Here is a 21,079-nt window from a genome sequence, read left to right on the forward strand (position 1 = left end):
TTAAAATTGTGTCATTCTCCAGTATAAACTTATTATATATCCATGTCATTAAGAATCTCTTTAAGTTTTTTCAACTCATCTACACTTAAAGTAACACCCTTACCCATTTTCTCATGGTTCGGTGCCCACTCTCTTAAATCATACTTAGGTTCTTTATCATTCCAACTTATTAGATTTAATTCCTTCTTCCAGCCTTTAGATGATTCTGCTATAGTTCCAAATTCTTTTTCTATTTCATATTTAATCTCTGCCATTATGATCTCCACCTATCTAAAATTATTATTAGGATTATTATATAGGTTTTTATGATAATAGTGAAGTAATGTTAATAGAAAATCTTATTTTCCCAGGGTGAAATGTCACCAACCTGAGTTTATGAAGGTTGAATGGTGCTTTCTATATTCTATGAATATATATCTGAAAATTCAATATGAATTTTATCTACATTACATTGTGGTATGAATTCTTCTATGAACGATTGATTCTCCTCTTTTGAAACCAGTTTAACAGGTATTTCAATGATAAATTCTGTTCCTTCACCACATTTACTTATAACATAAATGTTACCATTATGCATTTCAACTAAAGACTTAACCAGTGATAAACCTATTCCACTTCCCTCATTTCTTCTAATGTATAATTGATCTACTTGCCTAAATCTTTCAAATATTATTTGCTGTTTGTCTTCTGAAATTCCTATACCTGTATCTTTTACGGATATTAAAATACTTTCTTTTTTATCCTGTATCTTAACTTCTATTTTATCATTTGGATTTGTAAACTTAACTGCATTTGAAATAAGATTCAATACAATTCTTTCCATTTGTTCTGGGTCAAATGCCATAATTTTTTCTTCTATTTCTGTATCAAATATAATTTCTCTTGATTTACTTTTCACATAATCAACAGTTGATAATGTTATATTCTCAATAACTTCTACAATATTTTTATTTTGCAAATTTAAATCTTTAAATCCTGAATCAATCTTTGTAATATCAATTAAATTATTTACTAGCCTTAATAATCTATAAGAATTTTGATTTACTAAATTTATATATTTATTTAATTTCTCAGTGTCTAAATCATGATTATTACTGTGTAAAGACAATAACTGCATTGTAGAAAAAATAATATTTAAAGGGGTTTTTAATTCATGAGATATATTTGAAAAAAATTCAGTTTTTAATTTATCATATTCAAGGGCTTCTTCTAATAATCTTTTATTTTCTTTTATAAGGATATTAAAACTATTTGATAAAACTCCTATTTCATCATTACACTTTATATCAGATTGAACTGCAAGATCTCCTTTTGCAGCTACTTCCATATACTGTTTTAATTTATTAATAGGTTTAACACATGCATTTGTTAGAAAATATAATACTCCACCTATTAAAATTACTATTATAATAGACGTAATTAAAACGTATAATTTTAATATTTCTAAACTTTTAGTCACCTCATGATAATTAGCAGACATACCTATAGACCATCCCGTAGATTTAACGGGCTTAAATGAAACTAATTTTTTCTCACCATTATAGTAATAATATTCAGTTCCGTCTTCACCCATTGTCATTCTAGTAATAATATTTTTTAAATCTTTATTGGAATTTTTAAATAAATATTCCTCATTGGGATGTGCTACTGTTGCTCCATGTGAATCAAACATATAGGCATATCCATAATTTCCAAATTTTTCATCATTGATAATATCTGTGATAACAAATAAATTTATTGTTCCTGCTACTAATCCTATAACCTTACCCTCATTATCTTTTATAGGTGCTGAAACTATAATAATAGGATTTCCTGTAGATTTAGATATCATAGGCTCTGATATCATAGTTTGTCCTTTAATAGTTTTATGAAAATACTCTCTATCATTAATATTACCTGATACTCCATTTGTTGCACTATAGTTACCATTTATATCTGATATTAAAACTACTTCATAGTCCTTAAAAAACTTCTTATTCTCCTCTACATATTTGAATATCGCATTATAATCTAACGCTTGTGCAAGATGCATTGTGGATATTATTTCTATTTCTTCTTTCCAGTGTTCAAATTTATTTTCAACATTTACTACTAATTTCTCCACTTTCTCTTCAGCTATTGTTTCAATATGATTAATAATTATTTCTTTAGAAAAAGTATATGCTATTATTGCTAAAGATAATAATCCTATACTAGCTACTAAAATTACTGGAAACATAAATTTTTCCTTTAAACTTTTCATATTTTATCCATCTCCACATTGCAAAATGATTTATTTTATTCGTAATCTTTTGACTTTCTGTTTCATATTTTTAACATATATTAATATAATTTGATATAATTTAACATAATTCTATTATACTTTGCTTTTGCTATTTAGTAAATAATTAGAGTTTTTGAATTAATATATTTTTTTGTATATGTGGTTCATATAAAATACATGAAATTGAATAGCACATTATTTGAAAATATGTTATAATATGCATATAAAAATGGTAGACAAAAAATATCATGGCAAAGAATTTGGAAAAATTGCAATGAAAAATCTCATTGATATAGTTTTTAAAAAATATAGGGTAAATACTATATATTTAAGTATAGTTGAGGGAAATATAGTAGCTTATAATTTATACAAAAGCATTGGAGCCGGAGCAATAGTAACGAATTTTTATGACCTGTGTAAATGGTATGATTGTTTGAAAAACAGAAAATTCCTGTCTGACAAAACCTATGATTTATTTTTTCAAGAGAATAAGATAGTTTTACAGAAAACGAAAGATGGATTGGAGTTTGTACGTTTTAATGGTACTCGCTTCTAAAAACAAATTTTTTTATAATCACCTCCCCCTACAATGAATTTAATTATAAAAAAGTACCTATATGCTAAACACTTTTTATGTGTCTAATCTATAGATACCAATTTACTATATTAGCAAAATTTTTATTTTATAAGGGATTTTACATTTTAACGTTAGTTTTTGTTTCCACCTTTTTTGATGCCATTAAGAAAATTACCATTGCTACAATTGCACCTATAATCCCTATTGGATATGAAATACTTTGAGAAAGCTTAAATCCCTCTGGTGCAATTAAAATGTAAGACGTACATACAGCTGTCATAAATGTAGCTGGTATCGTCGCAATCCAGTGATTTTTACCTTTAGTAACCAAGTACATACCTGATGTCCATAATACTATAGTAGCTAAAGTTTGGTTAGACCATCCAAAATATCTCCATATTATTGCAAAGTCCATCTTAGTTAATATGAACCCTACCACAAATAAAGGAATAGTAATTACAAATCTATTTTTAATAGGACCTTGATTAAATTTAAATGCATCAGCTATTGTTAATCTTGCGCTTCTGAATGCTGTATCACCAGAAGTTATAGGACATGCCACAACTCCAAGTATAGCTAGCAATCCACCAACTTTTCCAAGTAAGCTTCCACAAATTTCATTTACTACCCACGCTGATGTATGACCATCTATTGCCATAGTAGCATTTAACTGCTCTACTCCACCAAAGAAGCTCATTGCTGCAGCTGCCCAAATTAATGCAACTACACCTTCTGCTATCATTGAACCATAGAATATTTTTCTACCTTGCTTTTCACTAGTTATACATCTTGCCATTAAAGGTGACTGTGTTGCATGGAACCCTGAAATAGCTCCACAAGCAATAGTTATGAATAACATTGGGAATATTGGGTTTTTACCTGGGTTTGAATGCATATTTATCAAATTAGCTGGTGTTATTTCTGGAATGTTATATCCTCCAAAAATCAAGGCACCACCAACACCAACAGCCATAACCAATAAACAAATTCCAAAAATAGGATATATCTTTCCAATAAGCTTGTCTATCGGAACCATTGTTGCTAATAAGTAATAGGCGAATATAGCATATATTAATACTGTAATATTTAACCCTGTTAAACCTTTTAAGATACTTGCTGGTCCAGTTACAAATACAACTCCTACAAGAACTAAAAGTATTACTGAAAACACTCTCATAAAGTTTTTAAAACCTTTACCAAGATATTGACCTACAACTTCAGGAATACTTGCTCCATCATGCCTTACTGAAAGCATACCAGAAAAATAATCGTGAACTCCACCTGCGAAGATACATCCAAAGACAATCCACAAAAATGCTGCTGGACCCCACATTGCCCCTGCAATTGCACCAAATATAGGACCTAAACCTGCTATGTTAAGAAATTGAATTAAGAAAATCTTATAGCCAGGCATTTTAACAAAATCTACACCATCCTCTAGCCTCACAGCTGGAGTTTTAATTTTTTCATCTGCCCCAAAAGCTTTCTCTACAATTTCACCATAAATAAAATAACCTACAATAAGAGCAATAATTGCTAAAATAAATGATACCATTTGAACCCCTCCTAATTAATTATTTATTGATAAAATTATAATATATTTTTAATGATTGAATACGCTTCCATACATGAAGAAACAAAAAAAGCACATCAAGTGCTTTTATATGCCCATTATTTGTTTAAACTCAATTATATTGTTTCTACTTACCGGTATATCTACTTCCTCACCTTGTATCTTTAGCATAAAGGTGTTGTTAAACCATGGAATTATCTCCGTAATTTTATCAGTATTAATAATATATGATCTATGACTTCTATAAAAGAATTCTTTTGGAAGTTTTTTGTAAAATTCTGAAATGCTACAACTTACATTGTATTGAACTCCATTAATATAAATTAATGTTTCTCGTTCTCTTGCTTCACAATAAGAAATATCAATTATACTCTTTACTATCATCTTATTGTTTTTCCAAAGAGTTATTTTATTATTTATACTTTTTTTATCTGAAAGTTTTCCAATTTTTTTTAATGTACTAACTATACGTTCTTCTGAATAAGGCTTTAATATATAATCATAAGCCTGAATTTCAAAGGCATCTACAGCGTAATCTTTGTGAGCGGTAATGAAAATGATAAGGGGGTGTTTGGGAAAGTGATTAATAATTTTGCCTAATGCAATACCATCTAGTTTGGGCATATTAATATCTAGAAAAATAATGTCCGGTTTATTATGTTCAATGTACTCTAAAGCTTTAATGGAATCATCAAACTCATCCACAATTTTAATATTACTAAAATTGTCTATAAAATATTTTAATTCTTCTCTTGAAGGAGATTCATCATCAACAATAATACAGTTCACATCATCACTCCCTTAGTTTACTTACATTGAAATTGATTCTAGTACCCTTTTGTAATCTTTCTATTTTTAACCCTTCACCATAAATATATTTTAATCTATTATGAACATTTGAGATGCCTATTTTATTTTCTTCCATTTTACCTTCATAGACTTTTTCTATAATCTCTTTTGAAATTCCAACTCCATCATCTTCAATTGAAATCATAATATTGTCTCCTTGAATTTTTTTGATTTCAATTGTCACTGCACCTTCGCCTTTACCTTTTAAAATACCATGTTTTATGGAATTTTCAACTATTGGCTGAATGATGAGACTTGGAATTTTAATATCTAAATCATCTTCAATATTATAAATTATATGAAGTTTTTCTCCAAACCTTGCTTTTTCTATCTCCACATATGCTTTAACCTGCTCTAATTCTCGATAAATATCTACAGGATTTTCTCCTATCTCTAAATTATATCTTAAGTAAGTGGATAAATTTATAATTAACTCTCTTGCTCTATTAGGATTAAGTCTAATAAATGAGATTATAGTATTTAAAGCATTAAATAAAAAATGAGGATTTATCTGAGCTTGTAGTGCCTTTATTTCAGCCTTATTTGCCATATGCTTTAACTCTCCAAGTTTACTTATTTCTAGTTGCGTAGAAATAAGTTGGGATAAGCCTACAGCTAAATTTATATTTCTGAAGGAAATTGCATTCTCGGTGCAATAATATATTTTTAATGTACCTATGGTTTCATCTCCTTCCTTCAAAGGAGCAATAATTGCGGATTTCAAATGGCAATTCAAATTAGGACAATCTATCTGCTTTGCATTTATTAAAGAAAGTAAATTACCTTCTTTAATAACTTTTTTTGTAGCTTCTGTTACAATCCTCTGCCCTTTTATATGGTGCTCAGCTCCTACTCCTACATGAGCTAATATATACTCTTTATTTGTTATAGATACAGCATCTGCATTAATTGATTCTTTTATTATTCCACATATCTGTTCTAAGGAATTTTCATCCATTTCTCTAAAATAAGGTAAGGTCTTATTTGCTATCTCTAAAGCAATTTGTGCTTGTTTTGCTGCAATCTCTTCTTTTTCTTTAAGTATCTTTTGAATTATTAATATTAAGATTGCAATTCCAATAGCATTAGTAAAACTCATAGGAAAATATATATTTTTTACAATGGTTAAAGTACTGCTAAAAGGATGCGCCATTGTAAGGATTAAAATCATTTCTAAAATTTCAACTAAAAGCCCACCAACTAACCCATAAAACCACTTGTTATTTTCACTTGATTTCTTATGTATTAGGCTTGCAACTATTCCTGAAATTATAGTTGTTATTGTACATGGTATTGATGTAATTCCCCCTATATCTACCAGTAATCTGTGAGTTCCAGCTATAAACCCTGCCATTACCCCTACAAAAGGACCACATAGTATTCCCCCTGACATTACTCCTATAATTCTAGTATTAGCGATGGCTCCATTAACCTCTGTTCCTGTGTAGGTTCCCAAAATTCCAAATGCTCCAAAAATTATTGAAAGCATAATTAAATCTCTCTTTTTAAATTTATCTTTTTGTACAATCTTCTTAAAGCTTCCCATCCTTGAAACAAAGAAAGCAATAAGAATTACATAACCTAAATTATTAGTAAGATTTCTTAGCAATTCAACCATTAATATTAACTCCATTTCACTCAATGCATCTTGAAAAAATATCTGTTTCATCTTTGATTAATTATTCTTTCAGATGCCTAAATAAGTTTCTATAAATAGTATATACAACATTATACAATTTATAAAGATATTAATTTATGTTATCTTTAGAATTTTCACAAATATATAATTCTACGAAATATAAAAACATCTTAAGACTCTTTACCTTAAGATGCTTTCCTTTGTATTTATAACTTCCCTATATTCCAACTGATTTTTTATCTACTTTAACTTTGGCCTCTAACATCTGGTTAAAGTCTTTGGCCTTTTACAAAGTCATTGCTATATTTTTAATCCTATCTGTTTGCTTTATTAAAGCAGTTCTTATTTCATTAAAATCTGCCGATTGGATTTCTCTATTTTTCACAACTATTTCTCCATTAATAATTACATGTCTAATATTAGATGGATTAGCTGAGTAAACCACAGCTGAGAAGTAATCATATATAGGCTGCATATTAACTGACTCTGTTTCAATAATCACTAAATCTGCCTTCTTGCTGATTTCTATAGAACCAACCTTATCACTTATCCCTAATACCTTAGCTCCATTTATAGTAGCCATTTCCATAAGTTCAGTAGCTGGCAATAAAGACCTATCATTATTTATTAGTTTATGAATTTTTCCTACTTGACTCATTTGTGTCATAATATCAATAGTGTTTCCACTCATAGGTCCATCGCTACCCAGCCCTATATTTATGCCTTTACTCTTCATTTTCATTAAAGGCATAACACCTTTAGCGCCCTTTGAGTTAGCACCTATATTGTGTGATATGCCTACATTATGAGCCTTAAGTATCTCTATATCCTTATCATTCACTAAAACAGTATGAGCTGATATAAATCCGTCATTCAAGACGCCTATACTTTCTAAATACTGTACAGGTGTTAATCCATAATCTTTTTTATATTGCTCTACCTCATAATCCATTTCTGCCACGTGCATAGTAAATGGTACTTGGTATTTTTTTGAGATTTCATAAGCAAGCTTCAATTTTTCTGTACTATTAGTATATGGTGCATGAGGAGCTATCCCTGGAGTTACTAAACTATCCTCTTTCCACTTTTCTATAAAACCTACAGCATAATCTATTCCACCATAAGGCTTCTCAGAATCTGGTGAAGGAAAGTTTAAGATAGTCTCACATAGAATTCCTCTCATTCCCATAGACTTGCAAGCCTTTGCTACTTCATCTTCATAGTAATACATATCACAAAAAGTAGTAACTCCACCTAATAGCATTTCACTTATTGCATATCTAGCACCAATATAAACAAGTTCCTTATTCATACATTTTTTTTCTAATGGAAATAGATATCTCTTTAATCTATCAGGATAATCATCTGCTAAACTTCTAAAAGGAATCATTGACCCATGGGTGTGACAATTAATCATTCCCGGCATTAAAATACCCTCTTCTCCATCAATAATTTCAATATCTTCTTTTACCTTGTACTTTTCATAAAGTTCCACAGAACCAATATAAATAATTGTATCACCTTCAATAACTACCGCTGCATTTTCTATAATATCCTTATTTTCATTCATAGTAATAAGTGTTATATTATGTATTAATTTAAAATTACTCATCTTTTATCTCCTTTAACCATGTGAATTAAACTCAAACTTCCAAAAGCTCTACATATGTAAATAGGATTTTCATATATATAAAGTTCCACTTCCATTAGGAACTTTATATATATGAAAAATCCTACTTATTATAAACCTCTACTTGTATAAAGAAACCACTTTTTGCTTCTTAACATCTATTAGTCCTTTATCCGTTATCTTGAGTTCTGGACTTACTGGCAATGATAAGGTACTAAAGGACATTATCTCATTGTTATGATTATATTCCAACTCTTTCATGGCACTTCTTACACTCTTAAGGTCTTCTCCTAATTCTTCTATTGGAGCATTACTTATTATTCCTCCAATAGGAAGTGATGCTGAAGCTATAATTTTCTCATTATTACTTACGGCATATCCACCTTGCATTTCTATTACCTTATTTGCGGCTTCAACCATATCTTGAATATTTCGTCCCATAACCATTAGATTGTGGTGATCATGAGCCCAAGTAGTTGCAACTGCACCGCATTTTATTATATCCCCAGTAACTATCCCAAATGCACTTCCCCCATTTTTACCGTATCTTTCAAAGACAGCTATTAAAGCACAATCTTCATTTTGCCATGCAACCTGTCCATCCTTAACTTGAAGTGTTATTTCCCCTTCTTTTGTAAATGTAGTGGTTCTAGTAACTTCCATAGTCCTACATTTCACTTTAGATTTATTACCTTCATGTCTTAGCCTTAACTGTTCTTCTGTGATAGAATCTAATTGCACACTATTAAAAAATTTACTAGGAAAGGTAGAAATGTTATTAAAATATTCTTCCTTCCAGCTCTTATTACTTTCATAAACAAGGTCTCCACCTTTATAAACAGCGTTTATTTCAAACTCCTCAAGGTCTTCTATCAAAAGAAAATCTGCCACTTTTCCTGGTGCTATAGCCCCTCTGTCTAAAAGTCCCATTCTCCTAGCTGGAGTAAATGTGCTGACATAAATAGCATCCTCTAACTTCATACCAAGTTCAACAGCCTTTTTAAGTAGAAGATTCAAATGTCCTTCCTTTAGTCTATCTGCCATTACATCATCAGTAACTAAACAGAAGTGTTCATATAGATTATTGTCTATCAAAAACTTTATATTATCTTCAGACATAGATTTATGTTGTATTTCCATAAACATTCCGTTCATTATCTTCTCTTTTATAGATTCCACACTTTGCTGGGTATGATCTCCATCTACACCTCTATAAATATATAAAGCTAAGTCAACGCCATCAATCCTTGGGCAATGACCTTCTAAAGGAATGTTTTTTCTTTTTTCTCTCACAGATTTAATTATTCTGTTTATCTGTGAAGTTTCATCCTCAATTAAATCCTTAAAGTTCATCACTTCCCCAAGGCATAATACTTTTTCATAACACAAAAGCTCATCTACCTCTTCATCACTTATAATTCCACCTGTAGTTTCAAGGTGTTGTGATGTTGATGGCACCGAGCTAGGTATACCATAAAAAATATCTAATTTTTCATCATGCTTTATAAATTCCTTTATGCCCTCTACTCCAAATACATTAGCTATTTCATGGGGATCAGCCACTACAGTGGTGACCCCATGTTTTATTGCCCATTTAGAAAATTCACTCGGAGTAGTCATGGAGCTTTCTATGTGCATGTGTATATCTACAAGACCTGGAACCATAAACTTACCTTTACCCTCAATTATTCTATCTGTAAATAATTGAGCTTCATAGTTCTTACCTATATATACAAAGTTACCCTCTTTAATAGCTACATCACCATGGGTAAATTTCTTAAAATAACTATTATACACCTGAACATCTCTTATAATATAATCAACTACCATGAATACAATACCTCACTCTTTAAACATTAGTTCATTAACCTACATATAAAACTGGTAATAATAACTTAATATCATCTTCCACATTTTAAACATTAGTTCATTAATCTATTCCACTTATCAATCCACTCAGTCATCAAAGGATTAACAACTTTAAAATCTATTGTATGTGCACTATCAACCATTGGTCCATAAGTTAAGTTCTTAGCTTCTTCGTCACTTAATTTTACATCTCCATTAGTTGGAGCCTCTGAATAACCTTTAGCTGTTCTTGTTTGTGTTTCTTCACTTAATGCAAAGTTTAAAAAGTCATAAGCAGCATCTTTATTTTTAGAATCTTTATTCATATTTATAGTATTAAAATTTAAATACGTTCCTGATTCTGGCACTATATATTTAGCATCTGGACATGCTTTCACTATATTCCCATAAGCAAAATCAGGACCTACTGCAACTAAAATCTCTCCACTAGCAAACATATTAGCTAAATCTGATGATTTTGAATAAGTTTTAACTATGTTAGGCTTTAATGCTTCTAATTCTTTGAAGGCAGCTTCACCCTTATCTGTGCTAATATCTACTCCAGCTTTTTTAGCTGCTATTTGAACCATAGCTGGTCCATTAGTTGTAGCTATATCTGGTATAGCTATTTTACCTTTTAACTCTGGTTTCCATAAATCTTCCCATGTATTCACTTCAATACCTGCTGTTGTATTAACTATAAGTGCTATGCTGTTTTGTGATTGAGCTGGTCCAAAGCCTGATTCTACACTTACTTGTGCCTTTTGATTTAACTTTTCACTATTAGGAATTTTGCTATAATCTAACTGTTCAAATAATCCTGCATCTATCCCCTCTTGTGAGAATGACTGAGCCAAAACAATTAAATCCACATTAGAGTTTGGATTATTTTTAAGCTTAGTTAATCTTTCAGAGTTATTTCCTGTTTCTAAAACAACTTTTACTCCATATTCATTTTCAAAAGGAGTAAATAAATTTTCCCACATTTTATCTTCATTTAGTCCGAAGGTTGATATTACAAGTTCTTTCTTCTCTCCACTATTAGAAGCTCCTTCATCAGAACCACTGTCCTTAGATCCACACCCTACTAATCCAACCATTGATAAAGTTAATGATAGTACTACTGCCAACGATTTTTTTAACATAAATAATTCCCCCTGCTTTTGTTTATTTTAATTTTTTAAAATACATTTTAGACTAAAACTATTTTATTTTTAGGAAGTTGTAGCTTTATGATATCTCCCTGTTTATAAATTATATCATTCTCACTATTTACTATTAATGAACCTACTTCTGTATTTACGTTATACTGATATGATTTCCCTAAAAAAGTTCTTATTTCAACTTTTCCTTCTACAGTGTTCTCTTTACGTTCCTCAACAATTTTAATATCCTCCGGTCTTATAGTTGCTTTCACATTAACACTTTCATTAAGGCTATGAATTTCGAACTTATGTCCTAATGAAGTTTTATAAACATCCTTTGATATTTTCTCTAAATCTATAAAATTCTCAAAACCTACAAACCTTGCTACAAACTCTGTAGCTGGATTAGAGTATATATTTTCTGGAGTGTCAAACTGTTCAATTAACCCTTTATTCATTACTGCAACTCTATCAGATATTGAAAAACATTCCTCTTGATCATGAGTTACGAATAAGGTTGTTATCCCTAATTTTTGTTGAATTTTTCTTATCTCAACTCGCATCTTAAGCCTTAGCTTAGCATCTAGGTTACTTAGTGGTTCATCTAAGAGCAATAAACTCGGTTCTATAACTAAAGCTCTTGCTATAGCAACCCTTTGCCTTTGACCACCAGATAGCTCCTTTGGAAATCTTTTTGCTAGGTGTGACATATCTACAAGTTCTAATATATTAGCTACCTTCTCCTTAATCTCAGCTTTAGGAACCTTTTTCATCTTTAATCCAAATGCTACATTTTCAGCTACGTTTAAGTGTGGAAATAATGCATAACTTTGAAATACTAATCCGAAATTTCTATTATGTACTGAAATGTTAGTGTAATCCTTATTATCTAAATTAAAACTACCCTTAACAGGTTCTATAAATCCAGCAACTACTCTCAAAGTCGTAGTTTTACCACATCCACTTGGACCTAGCAATGAAACCAACTCACCTTTTTTTACCTTCAAGTTTAAATTTTCTAATATATTCATTTTTCCATCATAGGATACTGTTATATCTTTTAAATTAATTAAATCCATATTTGTGTCCCTCCAGTATTATCAAAATATTTAAGCTGAAAAATTGTTTAATCCCAAAGTTTTTTCTACTATAAACATTATTCCTACAGTTATTAACATCAATAATACTGATAATGCTGAAACCGTTGGATCATAGTTATATTCCACATAGCTCATCATGGTTATTGGTAAAGTACTAACTCCAGGACCCGTTAAAAATATTGATACAGGTACATTGTTAAATGAATTTATAAAAGCAAGCATAAATGCGGCTATTATTCCCGAAGTAATATTTGGCATAACCACCATAAAGAATGTTTTAAACTTAGTACATCCTAAACTAATGGCAGCTTCCTCTATGGAATAATCAAAAACCTCCAAGCTTGACCCAACAACTCTAATTATATAAGGAATAATTACTAGTGTATGTCCTATAAACAAACTTATATATATTGATAATTGTAATTTTACTATTAAGAATTGAAACAGTGAAAATCCAACTACTATTCCCGGTATTATAAGGGGTGAAAAGAAGAAATTTTTAAGAATATTCTTTCCCTTAAAATTCATCCGGCTTAAACCATAAGCAGCAGGCATCCCAATTAATAATGCCGTGAATGTTGCCACTATTGATATAATAAAGCTTGTACCCATAGTACTCATAAAAGATTTGGATTTAAAAATATTTGCAAACCACTGTAAGCTAAATCCCTTAGGAGGAAACGCTATATAGCTCTCTGTCCCTATACTAGTAAGAGCTATTATTATGAGTGGAGCAAATAAAAATATATATACTAAAAACACAAAGGCTGTTAAAGCTTTATTTTTTTTCATATTAAACACCTCTCTTATCTAACTTTCCAGCTAGATAGTTTATACCTTTTATAACTATTAATGTAGTAACTATCATTATAGTAGATACCACCGCAGCTCCTTGCCAATCACCTAAAGTCATAGTCTTCTGATATATAAGAGTTGCTAGTACAGTATTCTTATTCCCACCTAATAATTGTGGTGTAGTATAAGCTGTTAAAGAACCTGTAAATACAAGAACTGTTCCAACTATTAATCCAGGCACACTTAAAGGAAATACAACCTCCAAAAACGCTTTAAATCTATTGGCACCTAAACTCTCTGCCGCTTCTAATAAATCCTTGTCTATGTTTTCCATGACCCCCACAAGGGAAGTTATCATTAATGGTAAAAATATGTACACCGTACCAACTATTATTGCACCCTCTGTATATAATAACGATAATGGTTCACTAATTATGTTTAATTTTAATAGCAGATTATTTATTACTCCATTTTTCCCAAGTATACTCATCCATGCAAAGGATCTTACAACTGAGTTTGTAAGTATAGGGAAAATAATCATAGCCATACATAATCCCCTAAGTTTTTTAGAAGTTCTTGATATGTAGTAAGCTGTTGGCACCCCCACTATCATACAAATTAGTGCAGATATTAATGATACCTTTAAAGTTCTTGAAAATATTCTCATCATATATTCATCTTTAAAAAAGTTTATATAATTTCCTAATCCGAAACTTCCCTCGATACTAAATGTTGGAATTACAGTGCTTATAAGCGGAACTATTAAGAAATATAAAACCAAAACTAAACATGGAACAAATAATATATATGTCCATCTTTTCTTCATAATACTTACTCCTCCATCAAACCTAATATATAAAGCTCACGAATAATTTTACCGAACCTTTCGACTTTGTTCGTGTTTATTTTATCAAGTTTTCAAGTTAAAGTCAAACATTTTTTAATTTTATTCTGTTTTAGTTCGTAAAAAATGTGTATTAGAGTCATTTAAAAAACAATTCTAATACACCTGTATTTTCTTTTAAAGTTGAACTATAATTTTATATCATCCCCTAAGAAAATTCTTTTTCAAAACATTTTGCTAGTTCCACTTACTATTTACTCTGAATCTTCTGTTTCTAAAGTTAACGCTTTAGTAGTTAACACGACTTAACCATCTTCTGAATCATCATAAAATTAAGAAGGAGCACCCCTAAGAGGTGCCCCTTTTTAAATCCATAGAATATAAGAGAATTAACCTATTATAATAATTCAAAAGTTCCCTTGAGATCATTATATATCTTCTTATAAATCTCATAATATCTTTTATATATCAGTGAATTTTCTTCCTTTGGATATTGTATGCTATTTTCAGAAATTGCTATGCTACAAGCCTCATTTATGTCCTTGTATACACCAGTTCCAACCCCTGCAAGTAATGCCACCCCTAATGCTGGTCCTTCTGATGACTTATTTGTAGATACCTTGCAGTTAAACATATCTGATAGTATTTGGCGCCATAGTTCACTTTTTCCGCCTCCACCTGATACCATAACATTAGTAGGATTCATTCCTGTTTCTTTAATGATTTCCATACAATCTAAAAGAGAATAGGATACTCCTTCAATTACAGCTCTTAACATATCATTTTTTGTATGAGCAGCTGAAATTCCAAAAAATACACCTTTTGCTTTAGGATTCAAGTGAGGTGTACGTTCACCCATTATATATGGAAGATATATTACTCCTCTTGAAGCTGCGGGTACTTTTTCTGCTTCTTTAGTCATAAGTACATATGGATCGATTCCCATATTTTTTGCCACTTCAATTTCATTTGGGCAAAAGTTATCTCTAAACCACTTTAAAGAAAGTCCTGCTCCTTGAGTTACTCCCATCATGTGCCATGCACCTGGTACTGCATGACAAAAGGTGTGCACTCTTCCCTTTTTATCAATTACAGGGTGATCTAAATGTGCAAATACTACTCCTGAAGTACCTATAGTTGAAGATATTTGTCCACTTTTTATAATACCATTTCCTATCGCACCTGCTGCTTGATCTCCTGCTCCACCTACAACTGGGGTATTCTCTTTAAGACCAGTAAGCTCAGCGGCTTTTTTATGAACCTTTCCACTGACTACAATTGATTCATAAACATCTCCTAAGTACTCTATAGGAATATCTAAGGCATTAAGAACTTCCTTAGACCAGCACCTATTTTTAATATCTAAAAGCTGCATTCCTGATGCATCAGATACCTCCGTTGCAAATTCACCTGTCAGCATGTATCTTATATAATCCTTAGGTAATAATATCTTCCTACATTTTTCATAGATTTCGGGCTCATTATTTCGAACCCAAAGTATTTTTGATGCTGTAAAGCCTGTAAGTGCAGGGTTTGCTGTAATATCTATTAATCTTTTTTCTCCAACTTTTTCTGTAATCTCAACACATTCCTTGGCTGTACGCTGATCACACCAGATAATAGACTTTCTTAATACATTGCTATCACTGTCTAGCATAACTAAACCATGCATTTGACCTGATAAGCCAATACCACTAATTGATTCTGGATTTATATTACTATCTTTTATAACAGCATTAATTGTTGTGCATACTGCCTTCCACCAATCTAGAGGATCTTGCTCTGCCCATCCAATCTCTGGCTGATATAATGGATATTCTGCTGTGGAAGAGGAAATAGGATTTCCTCCCCTATCAAAGAGCACTGTTTTAGTACCCGAGGTTCCAATATCTATACCTAATAAATACTTCATATTCTAGCCAACTCCAATCAAAATTACAAAAGCTTAATAACTGCCTTTACTACATCATTTTTATTTTCTATAACATAGTCAAAAGCTTCCTTGGTATCACTAAAATCAAATTCATGAGTAACTATTCCATTAACATCTATTTTCCCATCTGAAATTGCTCCTATAGCTGCTGGATATATATTTCTATATCTAAACACACTTTTTATTTCAACTTCTTTAGTCATTATTTGCATGAAATCAAACTCAATTATGTCCTTTGGTGCAAGTCCTACTAATACAATAGTTCCACCTCTTTTTACTAAGTAAGGTGTCTGCTTTATTGTGTGCTCTGATCCTGCTGTTTCGATAACCACATTAACACCAGCATTATTTGTAATCTCATTTATTACAGATAATACATCTTGATTTTTGGCATTTATAACCTCCGTAGCACCTAACTTTAAGGCATAGTCTAATCTCTTGTCTATAACATCTATAACAATAACATTTGTAGCCCCATATGCCTTACAAGCTAATAAAGTTACTAGACCTATACAACCTGCACCTAAAATCACAACTGTATCCCCTAATTTTACGTTTCCTTGTGATACAGCATGTAGTCCTACTGCTAAAGGTTCAACTAAAGCGCCCTCCTTAGTTGATACATTCTCTGGTAGTTTAAAGCACATATTTTCTGGGTATGTTATATAGTTCATCAAAGAACCATGATATGGTGGTGTTGCTAGGAACTCTACATCTGGGCATAAATTATATTTACCACTCTTGCAAAATTCACATTGACCACAAGTTTGACCTGGCTCTAATGCAACTCTATCTCCAACTTTTAAATCCTTAACTGCTGAGCCTATCTGAACTATTTCTCCCGCACATTCATGACCTAAAATAAAATCTCCACCTACTATGAAATCTCCTATTCTACCATGTTCATAGTAATGTACATCTGAACCACAAATTCCTACATATTCTAATTTTATAAGTACTTCCTTATCCTTTGGAGCTGAAACTTCAATATCTCTTGTTTCCATATTATGAGTTCCACACATATATACTGCCTTGTTTATCATCTTTATTCCCCCTAAATTAACTTCAATTATAGAAGAACCTTGCACAAAGTCGTGCAAGGCCTATATTTTTTTATTAGTCTATATTACCTGCTTTTTTATGAATTTCTATATACTCATCAGCATTATCTTTTGTGATTAATGGACAATCTACCATTATAGTATCACGCTCTACTTTACCAGTCATAACATCATATGTTAACTTAACAGCTTTTTCTGCAAGCTCGTAAGCACTTTGAAGAGTTGTTGATGTCATTTCACCATTTTTTATAGATAGGCAAGCTTCTGCTGTTCCATCAACACCATAAGCTAACATATTTGTCTTTCCAGCTGCTTTAGCTGCTTCAAGCGCTCCTACACACATGTTATCATTCATAGCAATTATGGCATCAATTTCTCCATAAGTTTGAATCCAGTCTTCCATGAATCTCATTGCTTCATCTTTGTTCCAATTTGCAATTTGTTCATCTAAGATTTTAACGTCTGGTCTCTTTGCAAAGAACTCTTGTTGCCATCCTTCACGTCTCTTATCAGAGTGCATGTTACCTGCTGGCCCCATTAAAACTACAACTTTTCCATTTTGAGGAATTTGATCTAAAGCAAGTTTTGCATTTTTAGCAGCTTGATCAACTGGATCTGCATCTACTGCTGCTGCTCTATCATTATCATTAATACGATTATTTACTGTAATAACTTTAACACCTTTGTCCATAGCTGCCATTGCTGGTGCTACTTGTGCTTCAGAGTCAAATGGTTGAAGAAGAATTGCATCATATTTCTTTGTAACTGCATTCTCGATATGAGCTGCTATAACTTCATTCTTACTATCTCCATCAAATATATCTACCTCTACATCTTTATAGTTTTCAGACACTTCATCTTTTACTGCATTTGCAAGCCAAGCAGCAAAAGAATCTCCTTGGGCTCTTGCAATATATGCAACTTTATAAGTCTTTTCACCCTCTACAGCCGAATCCTCTTTTGAAGCATTAGAACATCCTACGGTAAGTGATAATGCCAATATTGATGACATTGCCAAGGCTAGTATTTTCTTTATTTTCATAATAATTGTCTCCCCCTAATAATATTATTTTTAATTTTTAATTTTTGTTTTTGACTTAATCTAAATTAAACAGAACCTCCACTACTTTCTACTACGGTTTTCACCTTAGTTTTCTCAGCACTATTGCCTAATTTCCTGTTTTCTCTTTTGTTTTTAGATTTTATATCGTAAATTACTGCAAGTGCAATAATTACTCCCTTTACTACTTGTTGCATATAAGATTGTATTCCTACTAGGTTCATTATATTGTTTAAGAATCCCATAATGAATGCTCCCGCAAGTGTTCCACCAGCAGTTCCTATTCCACCAGTGAAACTTGTTCCACCGATTATTGCAGCTGTCATTCCTTCAAATTCTGCTGCTATACCTGCATTGGGAAGTCCAGCGTTAACACGAGACATAAACAGCACACCTGCGATTCCAACAAATACACCATTTATAAGATAAGCCTTCATCTTAGTTTTATTTACGTCTATACCTGAAGCTCTTGAAGCCTCTTCACTACCACCTACAGCGTAAACACATCTTCCTAGCTTTGTGTGTTTTAAAATGTACCAAGTTAAAAGAGTAATTCCAGACATGAATATTACAGGGATAGGAATAAATCCTATAGAACTTTGTCCTAATACAATAAAATCTCCTATTTGATAAATATTTTGCCCATTAGTAAATAATAGAGCTGCACCTCTTGCTACAGTTTGCATAGCTAAAGTTGCGATAAATGGAGGCGCTTTAAACTTAGTTATCATTATTCCATTGATAAAGTTACAAATAACACCTACAAGTACTCCCGTTAATATTGCTAATTCTAAAGAACCTGTAGCCTTATAAGCAGCAACGGAAAGCAGACCTGACAAAGCCAGAACTGAACCTGCGGATAAATCTATAAGACCACATATAATTAGAATTGTTTCACCAAAAGCAATAATAGTTGTTATAGATATTTGTCTTGATATATTTGTTAAGTTTTCTGTTGATAAAAACACAGGACTGATTACAGAACAGGCCATAAACATAGCAAGTAATACAATGTAAATACTGTATTTACTTGAGGTCCTTGACCATTTATGTCTAATATCTATCATCTTCATTCTTCTATTCCCCCCTTGTAGCTAATTTCATAATAGCTTCTTGTGTAGCGTTTTCTCTATCTATTTCTCCAGTAATTTTTCCCGATGCCATAACATAGATTCTATCGCACATACCTATGAGCTCTGGTAATTCCGAACTAATTATTAGCACTGCTCTATTTTCTTTTGCAAGTTCTGTTATAAGTTTATATATTTCGTACTTTGCTCCTACATCTATTCCTCTTGTTGGTTCATCAAGTATAAGAACATCTGGATTTCTAAGCATCCACTTTGCAAATACTACTTTCTGCTGATTTCCTCCACTTAGAGAATCAATTGATGTTTCTAAACTAGGAGTTTTAACATTCATTCGTTTACATATCTTAGATACACTGCTAATTTCTTTTTTACTATGGAGATGACCCTTATAAAAGAATTTCTCTAAATTAGACATGGATACATTTTCAGTTATACTTCTAATTCCTACAATTCCATATCTCTTACGATCTTCTGACAGCATAACTACGCCGTTATTAATGCTATCTTCTACATTTTTTATTTTAACTTCCTTACCCTTAACTTTAATCTCACCTGACAGATATGGATCTAGTCCAAATATTGTTCTGGCTACTTCGCTTCTACCCGCTCCCATAAGACCTGCTAAACCTACAATTTCTCCTCTTTTTACATGGAAATTGATATCCTCAAAGTGCTTTCCATCAGTTAATTCCTTAACCTCTAACATGGTTTCTCCGATTTTAACATCTTCCTTAGGATAGGCATTCGTAATTTTACGTCCTACCATAAGTGAAATAACCTTGTCTATATCTAACTCACTGGCTGGCTTAGTATCAATAACAACTCCATCTCTTATAACTGTTATTTCATCAGCTATTTTAAAGATTTCTTCCATCTTGTGGGATATGTATATTATACTTACACCCTTACTTTTTAGTTCAGCGATTTTTTCAAATAGAACTCCTACCTCTTTTCTAGTTATTGCAGATGTAGGCTCATCCATGATAATAACCTCTGAATTATAAGACATAGCCTTTAGTATTTCTAGCATCTGTATATCTGATACTGTAAGATCTTTAAACTGAGTTGTTGGCAAATAAGGTAAATTTTCTTGCTTTAAAAGCTCTTCCGTATCCTTTCTAATCTTATTCCAGTTGATTTTCCCTAACTTATTTACTGGCTCTCTTCCCAAAAATATATTTTCCTCTATGGTGATTTCAGGTATATAATTTAACTCTTGAAATATCATAGATATACCATGCTTACGAGCTTCAATAGGATTCTGTATCTTAACTTCTTTACCATCTATATGAATGCTTCCACCATCAGGTTGGTATATCCCATTTATTATCTTCATAAGTGTAGATTTACCTGCTCCATTTTCACCACAAAGCACATGAACTGTTCCCTTTTTAACAGAAAAACTTACATTAGATAATGCAGTTACCCCTGGAAAAAACTTCTGTATGCCTTTTAATTCTAGCTTTGGTATATTACTCTCCACCTTTATCCCCCCTTATAAACTTTTAATTTCACTTGATGGCTTAATTATAATAAAAAAGTTATTAACCCATAATGGAAAATAACTGTGGTTTTGTGTAAATTATTCTCACCTAATTTTTCACAAACTTTTTTATGTAATATATTAATATTTTTGTGTAATATATTAATATGATTTTTTACATTTTGTTC

The 21,079-nt window shown here is 31.4% G+C and carries 17 protein-coding genes; 1 reads left to right on the forward strand and 16 read right to left on the reverse strand.

From position 1 onward, the window contains the following. Positions 1 to 32: 32 nt before the first annotated feature. Together RSD37_RS06135 and RSD37_RS06140 are read right to left on the reverse strand one after the other, a co-directional pair. Positions 33 to 254 carry a PC4/YdbC family ssDNA-binding protein gene (locus RSD37_RS06135; RefSeq protein ID WP_346945832.1) on the reverse strand — a complete coding sequence of 74 codons (222 nt, stop codon included), beginning with the start codon at positions 252 to 254 and terminating at the stop codon, positions 33 to 35. Between the two features lie 149 nt (positions 255 to 403). Further along, positions 404 to 2,242 (reverse strand): sensor histidine kinase, encoded by a 1,839-nt coding sequence (locus RSD37_RS06140; RefSeq protein ID WP_346945833.1) that lies wholly within the window; start codon positions 2,240 to 2,242, stop codon positions 404 to 406. Between the two features lie 238 nt (positions 2,243 to 2,480). Between RSD37_RS06140 and RSD37_RS06145 the strand changes: the two genes are divergently transcribed. Then, complete coding sequence (locus RSD37_RS06145; protein WP_346945834.1) at positions 2,481 to 2,819, forward strand: GNAT family protein; 339 nt, start codon at positions 2,481 to 2,483, stop codon at positions 2,817 to 2,819. Positions 2,820 to 2,958: 139 nt separating this feature from the next. Here the strand turns inward: RSD37_RS06145 and RSD37_RS06150 are convergent, their stop codons facing one another. The 14 genes from RSD37_RS06150 to RSD37_RS06215 form a co-directional block, all read right to left on the reverse strand. Then, a complete protein-coding gene (locus RSD37_RS06150; RefSeq protein WP_346945835.1) occupies positions 2,959 to 4,395 on the reverse strand; it encodes a carbon starvation protein A in 1,437 nt (478 codons plus the stop codon). A 105-nt stretch (positions 4,396 to 4,500) separates the two neighbouring features. Then, complete coding sequence (locus tag RSD37_RS06155; RefSeq protein WP_346945836.1) at positions 4,501 to 5,202, reverse strand: LytTR family DNA-binding domain-containing protein; 702 nt, start codon at positions 5,200 to 5,202, stop codon at positions 4,501 to 4,503. A 4-nt stretch (positions 5,203 to 5,206) separates the two neighbouring features. Continuing rightward, positions 5,207 to 6,880, reverse strand: coding sequence for a sensor histidine kinase (locus RSD37_RS06160; RefSeq protein ID WP_346945837.1), 1,674 nt, complete (start codon positions 6,878 to 6,880; stop codon positions 5,207 to 5,209). Positions 6,881 to 7,187: 307 nt separating this feature from the next. Beyond that, positions 7,188 to 8,513, reverse strand: coding sequence for an amidohydrolase (locus tag RSD37_RS06165; RefSeq protein WP_346945838.1), 1,326 nt, complete (start codon positions 8,511 to 8,513; stop codon positions 7,188 to 7,190). A 138-nt stretch (positions 8,514 to 8,651) separates the two neighbouring features. After that, positions 8,652 to 10,361: an adenine deaminase C-terminal domain-containing protein gene (locus tag RSD37_RS06170; protein WP_346945839.1), complete on the reverse strand. Its 1,710-nt coding sequence runs from the start codon at positions 10,359 to 10,361 to the stop codon at positions 8,652 to 8,654. A gap of 92 nt (positions 10,362 to 10,453) precedes the next feature. Further along, a complete protein-coding gene (locus tag RSD37_RS06175; protein ID WP_346945840.1) occupies positions 10,454 to 11,524 on the reverse strand; it encodes an ABC transporter substrate-binding protein in 1,071 nt (356 codons plus the stop codon). Between the two features lie 47 nt (positions 11,525 to 11,571). Continuing rightward, on the reverse strand, positions 11,572 to 12,603 hold the full coding sequence (locus tag RSD37_RS06180; protein WP_346945841.1) for an ABC transporter ATP-binding protein: 1,032 nt from the start codon (positions 12,601 to 12,603) through the stop codon (positions 11,572 to 11,574). Positions 12,604 to 12,633: 30 nt separating this feature from the next. Next, entirely contained in the window at positions 12,634 to 13,416 is a 783-nt protein-coding gene (locus RSD37_RS06185; RefSeq protein WP_346945842.1) for an ABC transporter permease, read from the reverse strand. Position 13,417: 1 nt separating this feature from the next. Further along, entirely contained in the window at positions 13,418 to 14,245 is an 828-nt protein-coding gene (locus tag RSD37_RS06190) for an ABC transporter permease (RefSeq protein WP_346945843.1), read from the reverse strand. A gap of 415 nt (positions 14,246 to 14,660) precedes the next feature. Beyond that, entirely contained in the window at positions 14,661 to 16,175 is a 1,515-nt protein-coding gene (xylB, locus tag RSD37_RS06195; RefSeq protein ID WP_346945844.1) for a xylulokinase, read from the reverse strand. A 23-nt stretch (positions 16,176 to 16,198) separates the two neighbouring features. After that, positions 16,199 to 17,239: an NAD(P)-dependent alcohol dehydrogenase gene (locus RSD37_RS06200; protein ID WP_346945845.1), complete on the reverse strand. Its 1,041-nt coding sequence runs from the start codon at positions 17,237 to 17,239 to the stop codon at positions 16,199 to 16,201. A gap of 73 nt (positions 17,240 to 17,312) precedes the next feature. After that, on the reverse strand, positions 17,313 to 18,299 hold the full coding sequence (locus RSD37_RS06205) for a sugar ABC transporter substrate-binding protein (protein ID WP_346945846.1): 987 nt from the start codon (positions 18,297 to 18,299) through the stop codon (positions 17,313 to 17,315). A gap of 65 nt (positions 18,300 to 18,364) precedes the next feature. Further along, complete coding sequence (locus RSD37_RS06210) at positions 18,365 to 19,390, reverse strand: ABC transporter permease (protein ID WP_346945847.1); 1,026 nt, start codon at positions 19,388 to 19,390, stop codon at positions 18,365 to 18,367. 4 nt (positions 19,391 to 19,394) lie between these two features. Next, positions 19,395 to 20,891, reverse strand: a complete 1,497-nt coding sequence (locus RSD37_RS06215; RefSeq protein WP_346945848.1) for a sugar ABC transporter ATP-binding protein — start codon at positions 20,889 to 20,891, stop codon at positions 19,395 to 19,397. Positions 20,892 to 21,079: the final 188 nt, after the last annotated feature.

Origin of the sequence: Clostridium sp. (genome assembly GCF_036646415.1) — a bacterium.
In the GTDB taxonomy this organism is placed as follows: Bacteria; Bacillota; Clostridia; order Clostridiales; family Clostridiaceae; genus Clostridium_J.

Bases quoted from the DNA above. Each gene is read 5' to 3' on its own strand.
- RSD37_RS06135 (WP_346945832.1), bottom strand. From the start codon at position 254: ATGGCAGAGATTAAATATGAAATAGAAAAAGAATTTGGAACTATAGCA.
- RSD37_RS06140 (WP_346945833.1), bottom strand. From the start codon at position 2,242: ATGAAAAGTTTAAAGGAAAAATTTATGTTTCCAGTAATTTTAGTAGCT.
- RSD37_RS06145 (WP_346945834.1), top strand. From the start codon at position 2,481: ATGCATATAAAAATGGTAGACAAAAAATATCATGGCAAAGAATTTGGA.
- RSD37_RS06150 (WP_346945835.1), bottom strand. From the start codon at position 4,395: ATGGTATCATTTATTTTAGCAATTATTGCTCTTATTGTAGGTTATTTT.
- RSD37_RS06160 (WP_346945837.1), bottom strand. From the start codon at position 6,880: ATGGTTGAATTGCTAAGAAATCTTACTAATAATTTAGGTTATGTAATT.
- RSD37_RS06165 (WP_346945838.1), bottom strand. From the start codon at position 8,513: ATGAGTAATTTTAAATTAATACATAATATAACACTTATTACTATGAAT.
- RSD37_RS06170 (WP_346945839.1), bottom strand. From the start codon at position 10,361: ATGGTAGTTGATTATATTATAAGAGATGTTCAGGTGTATAATAGTTAT.
- RSD37_RS06175 (WP_346945840.1), bottom strand. From the start codon at position 11,524: ATGTTAAAAAAATCGTTGGCAGTAGTACTATCATTAACTTTATCAATG.
- RSD37_RS06180 (WP_346945841.1), bottom strand. From the start codon at position 12,603: ATGGATTTAATTAATTTAAAAGATATAACAGTATCCTATGATGGAAAA.
- RSD37_RS06185 (WP_346945842.1), bottom strand. From the start codon at position 13,416: ATGAAAAAAAATAAAGCTTTAACAGCCTTTGTGTTTTTAGTATATATA.
- RSD37_RS06190 (WP_346945843.1), bottom strand. From the start codon at position 14,245: ATGAAGAAAAGATGGACATATATATTATTTGTTCCATGTTTAGTTTTG.
- xylB (WP_346945844.1), bottom strand. From the start codon at position 16,175: ATGAAGTATTTATTAGGTATAGATATTGGAACCTCGGGTACTAAAACA.
- RSD37_RS06200 (WP_346945845.1), bottom strand. From the start codon at position 17,239: ATGATAAACAAGGCAGTATATATGTGTGGAACTCATAATATGGAAACA.
- RSD37_RS06205 (WP_346945846.1), bottom strand. From the start codon at position 18,299: ATGAAAATAAAGAAAATACTAGCCTTGGCAATGTCATCAATATTGGCA.
- RSD37_RS06210 (WP_346945847.1), bottom strand. From the start codon at position 19,390: ATGAAGATGATAGATATTAGACATAAATGGTCAAGGACCTCAAGTAAA.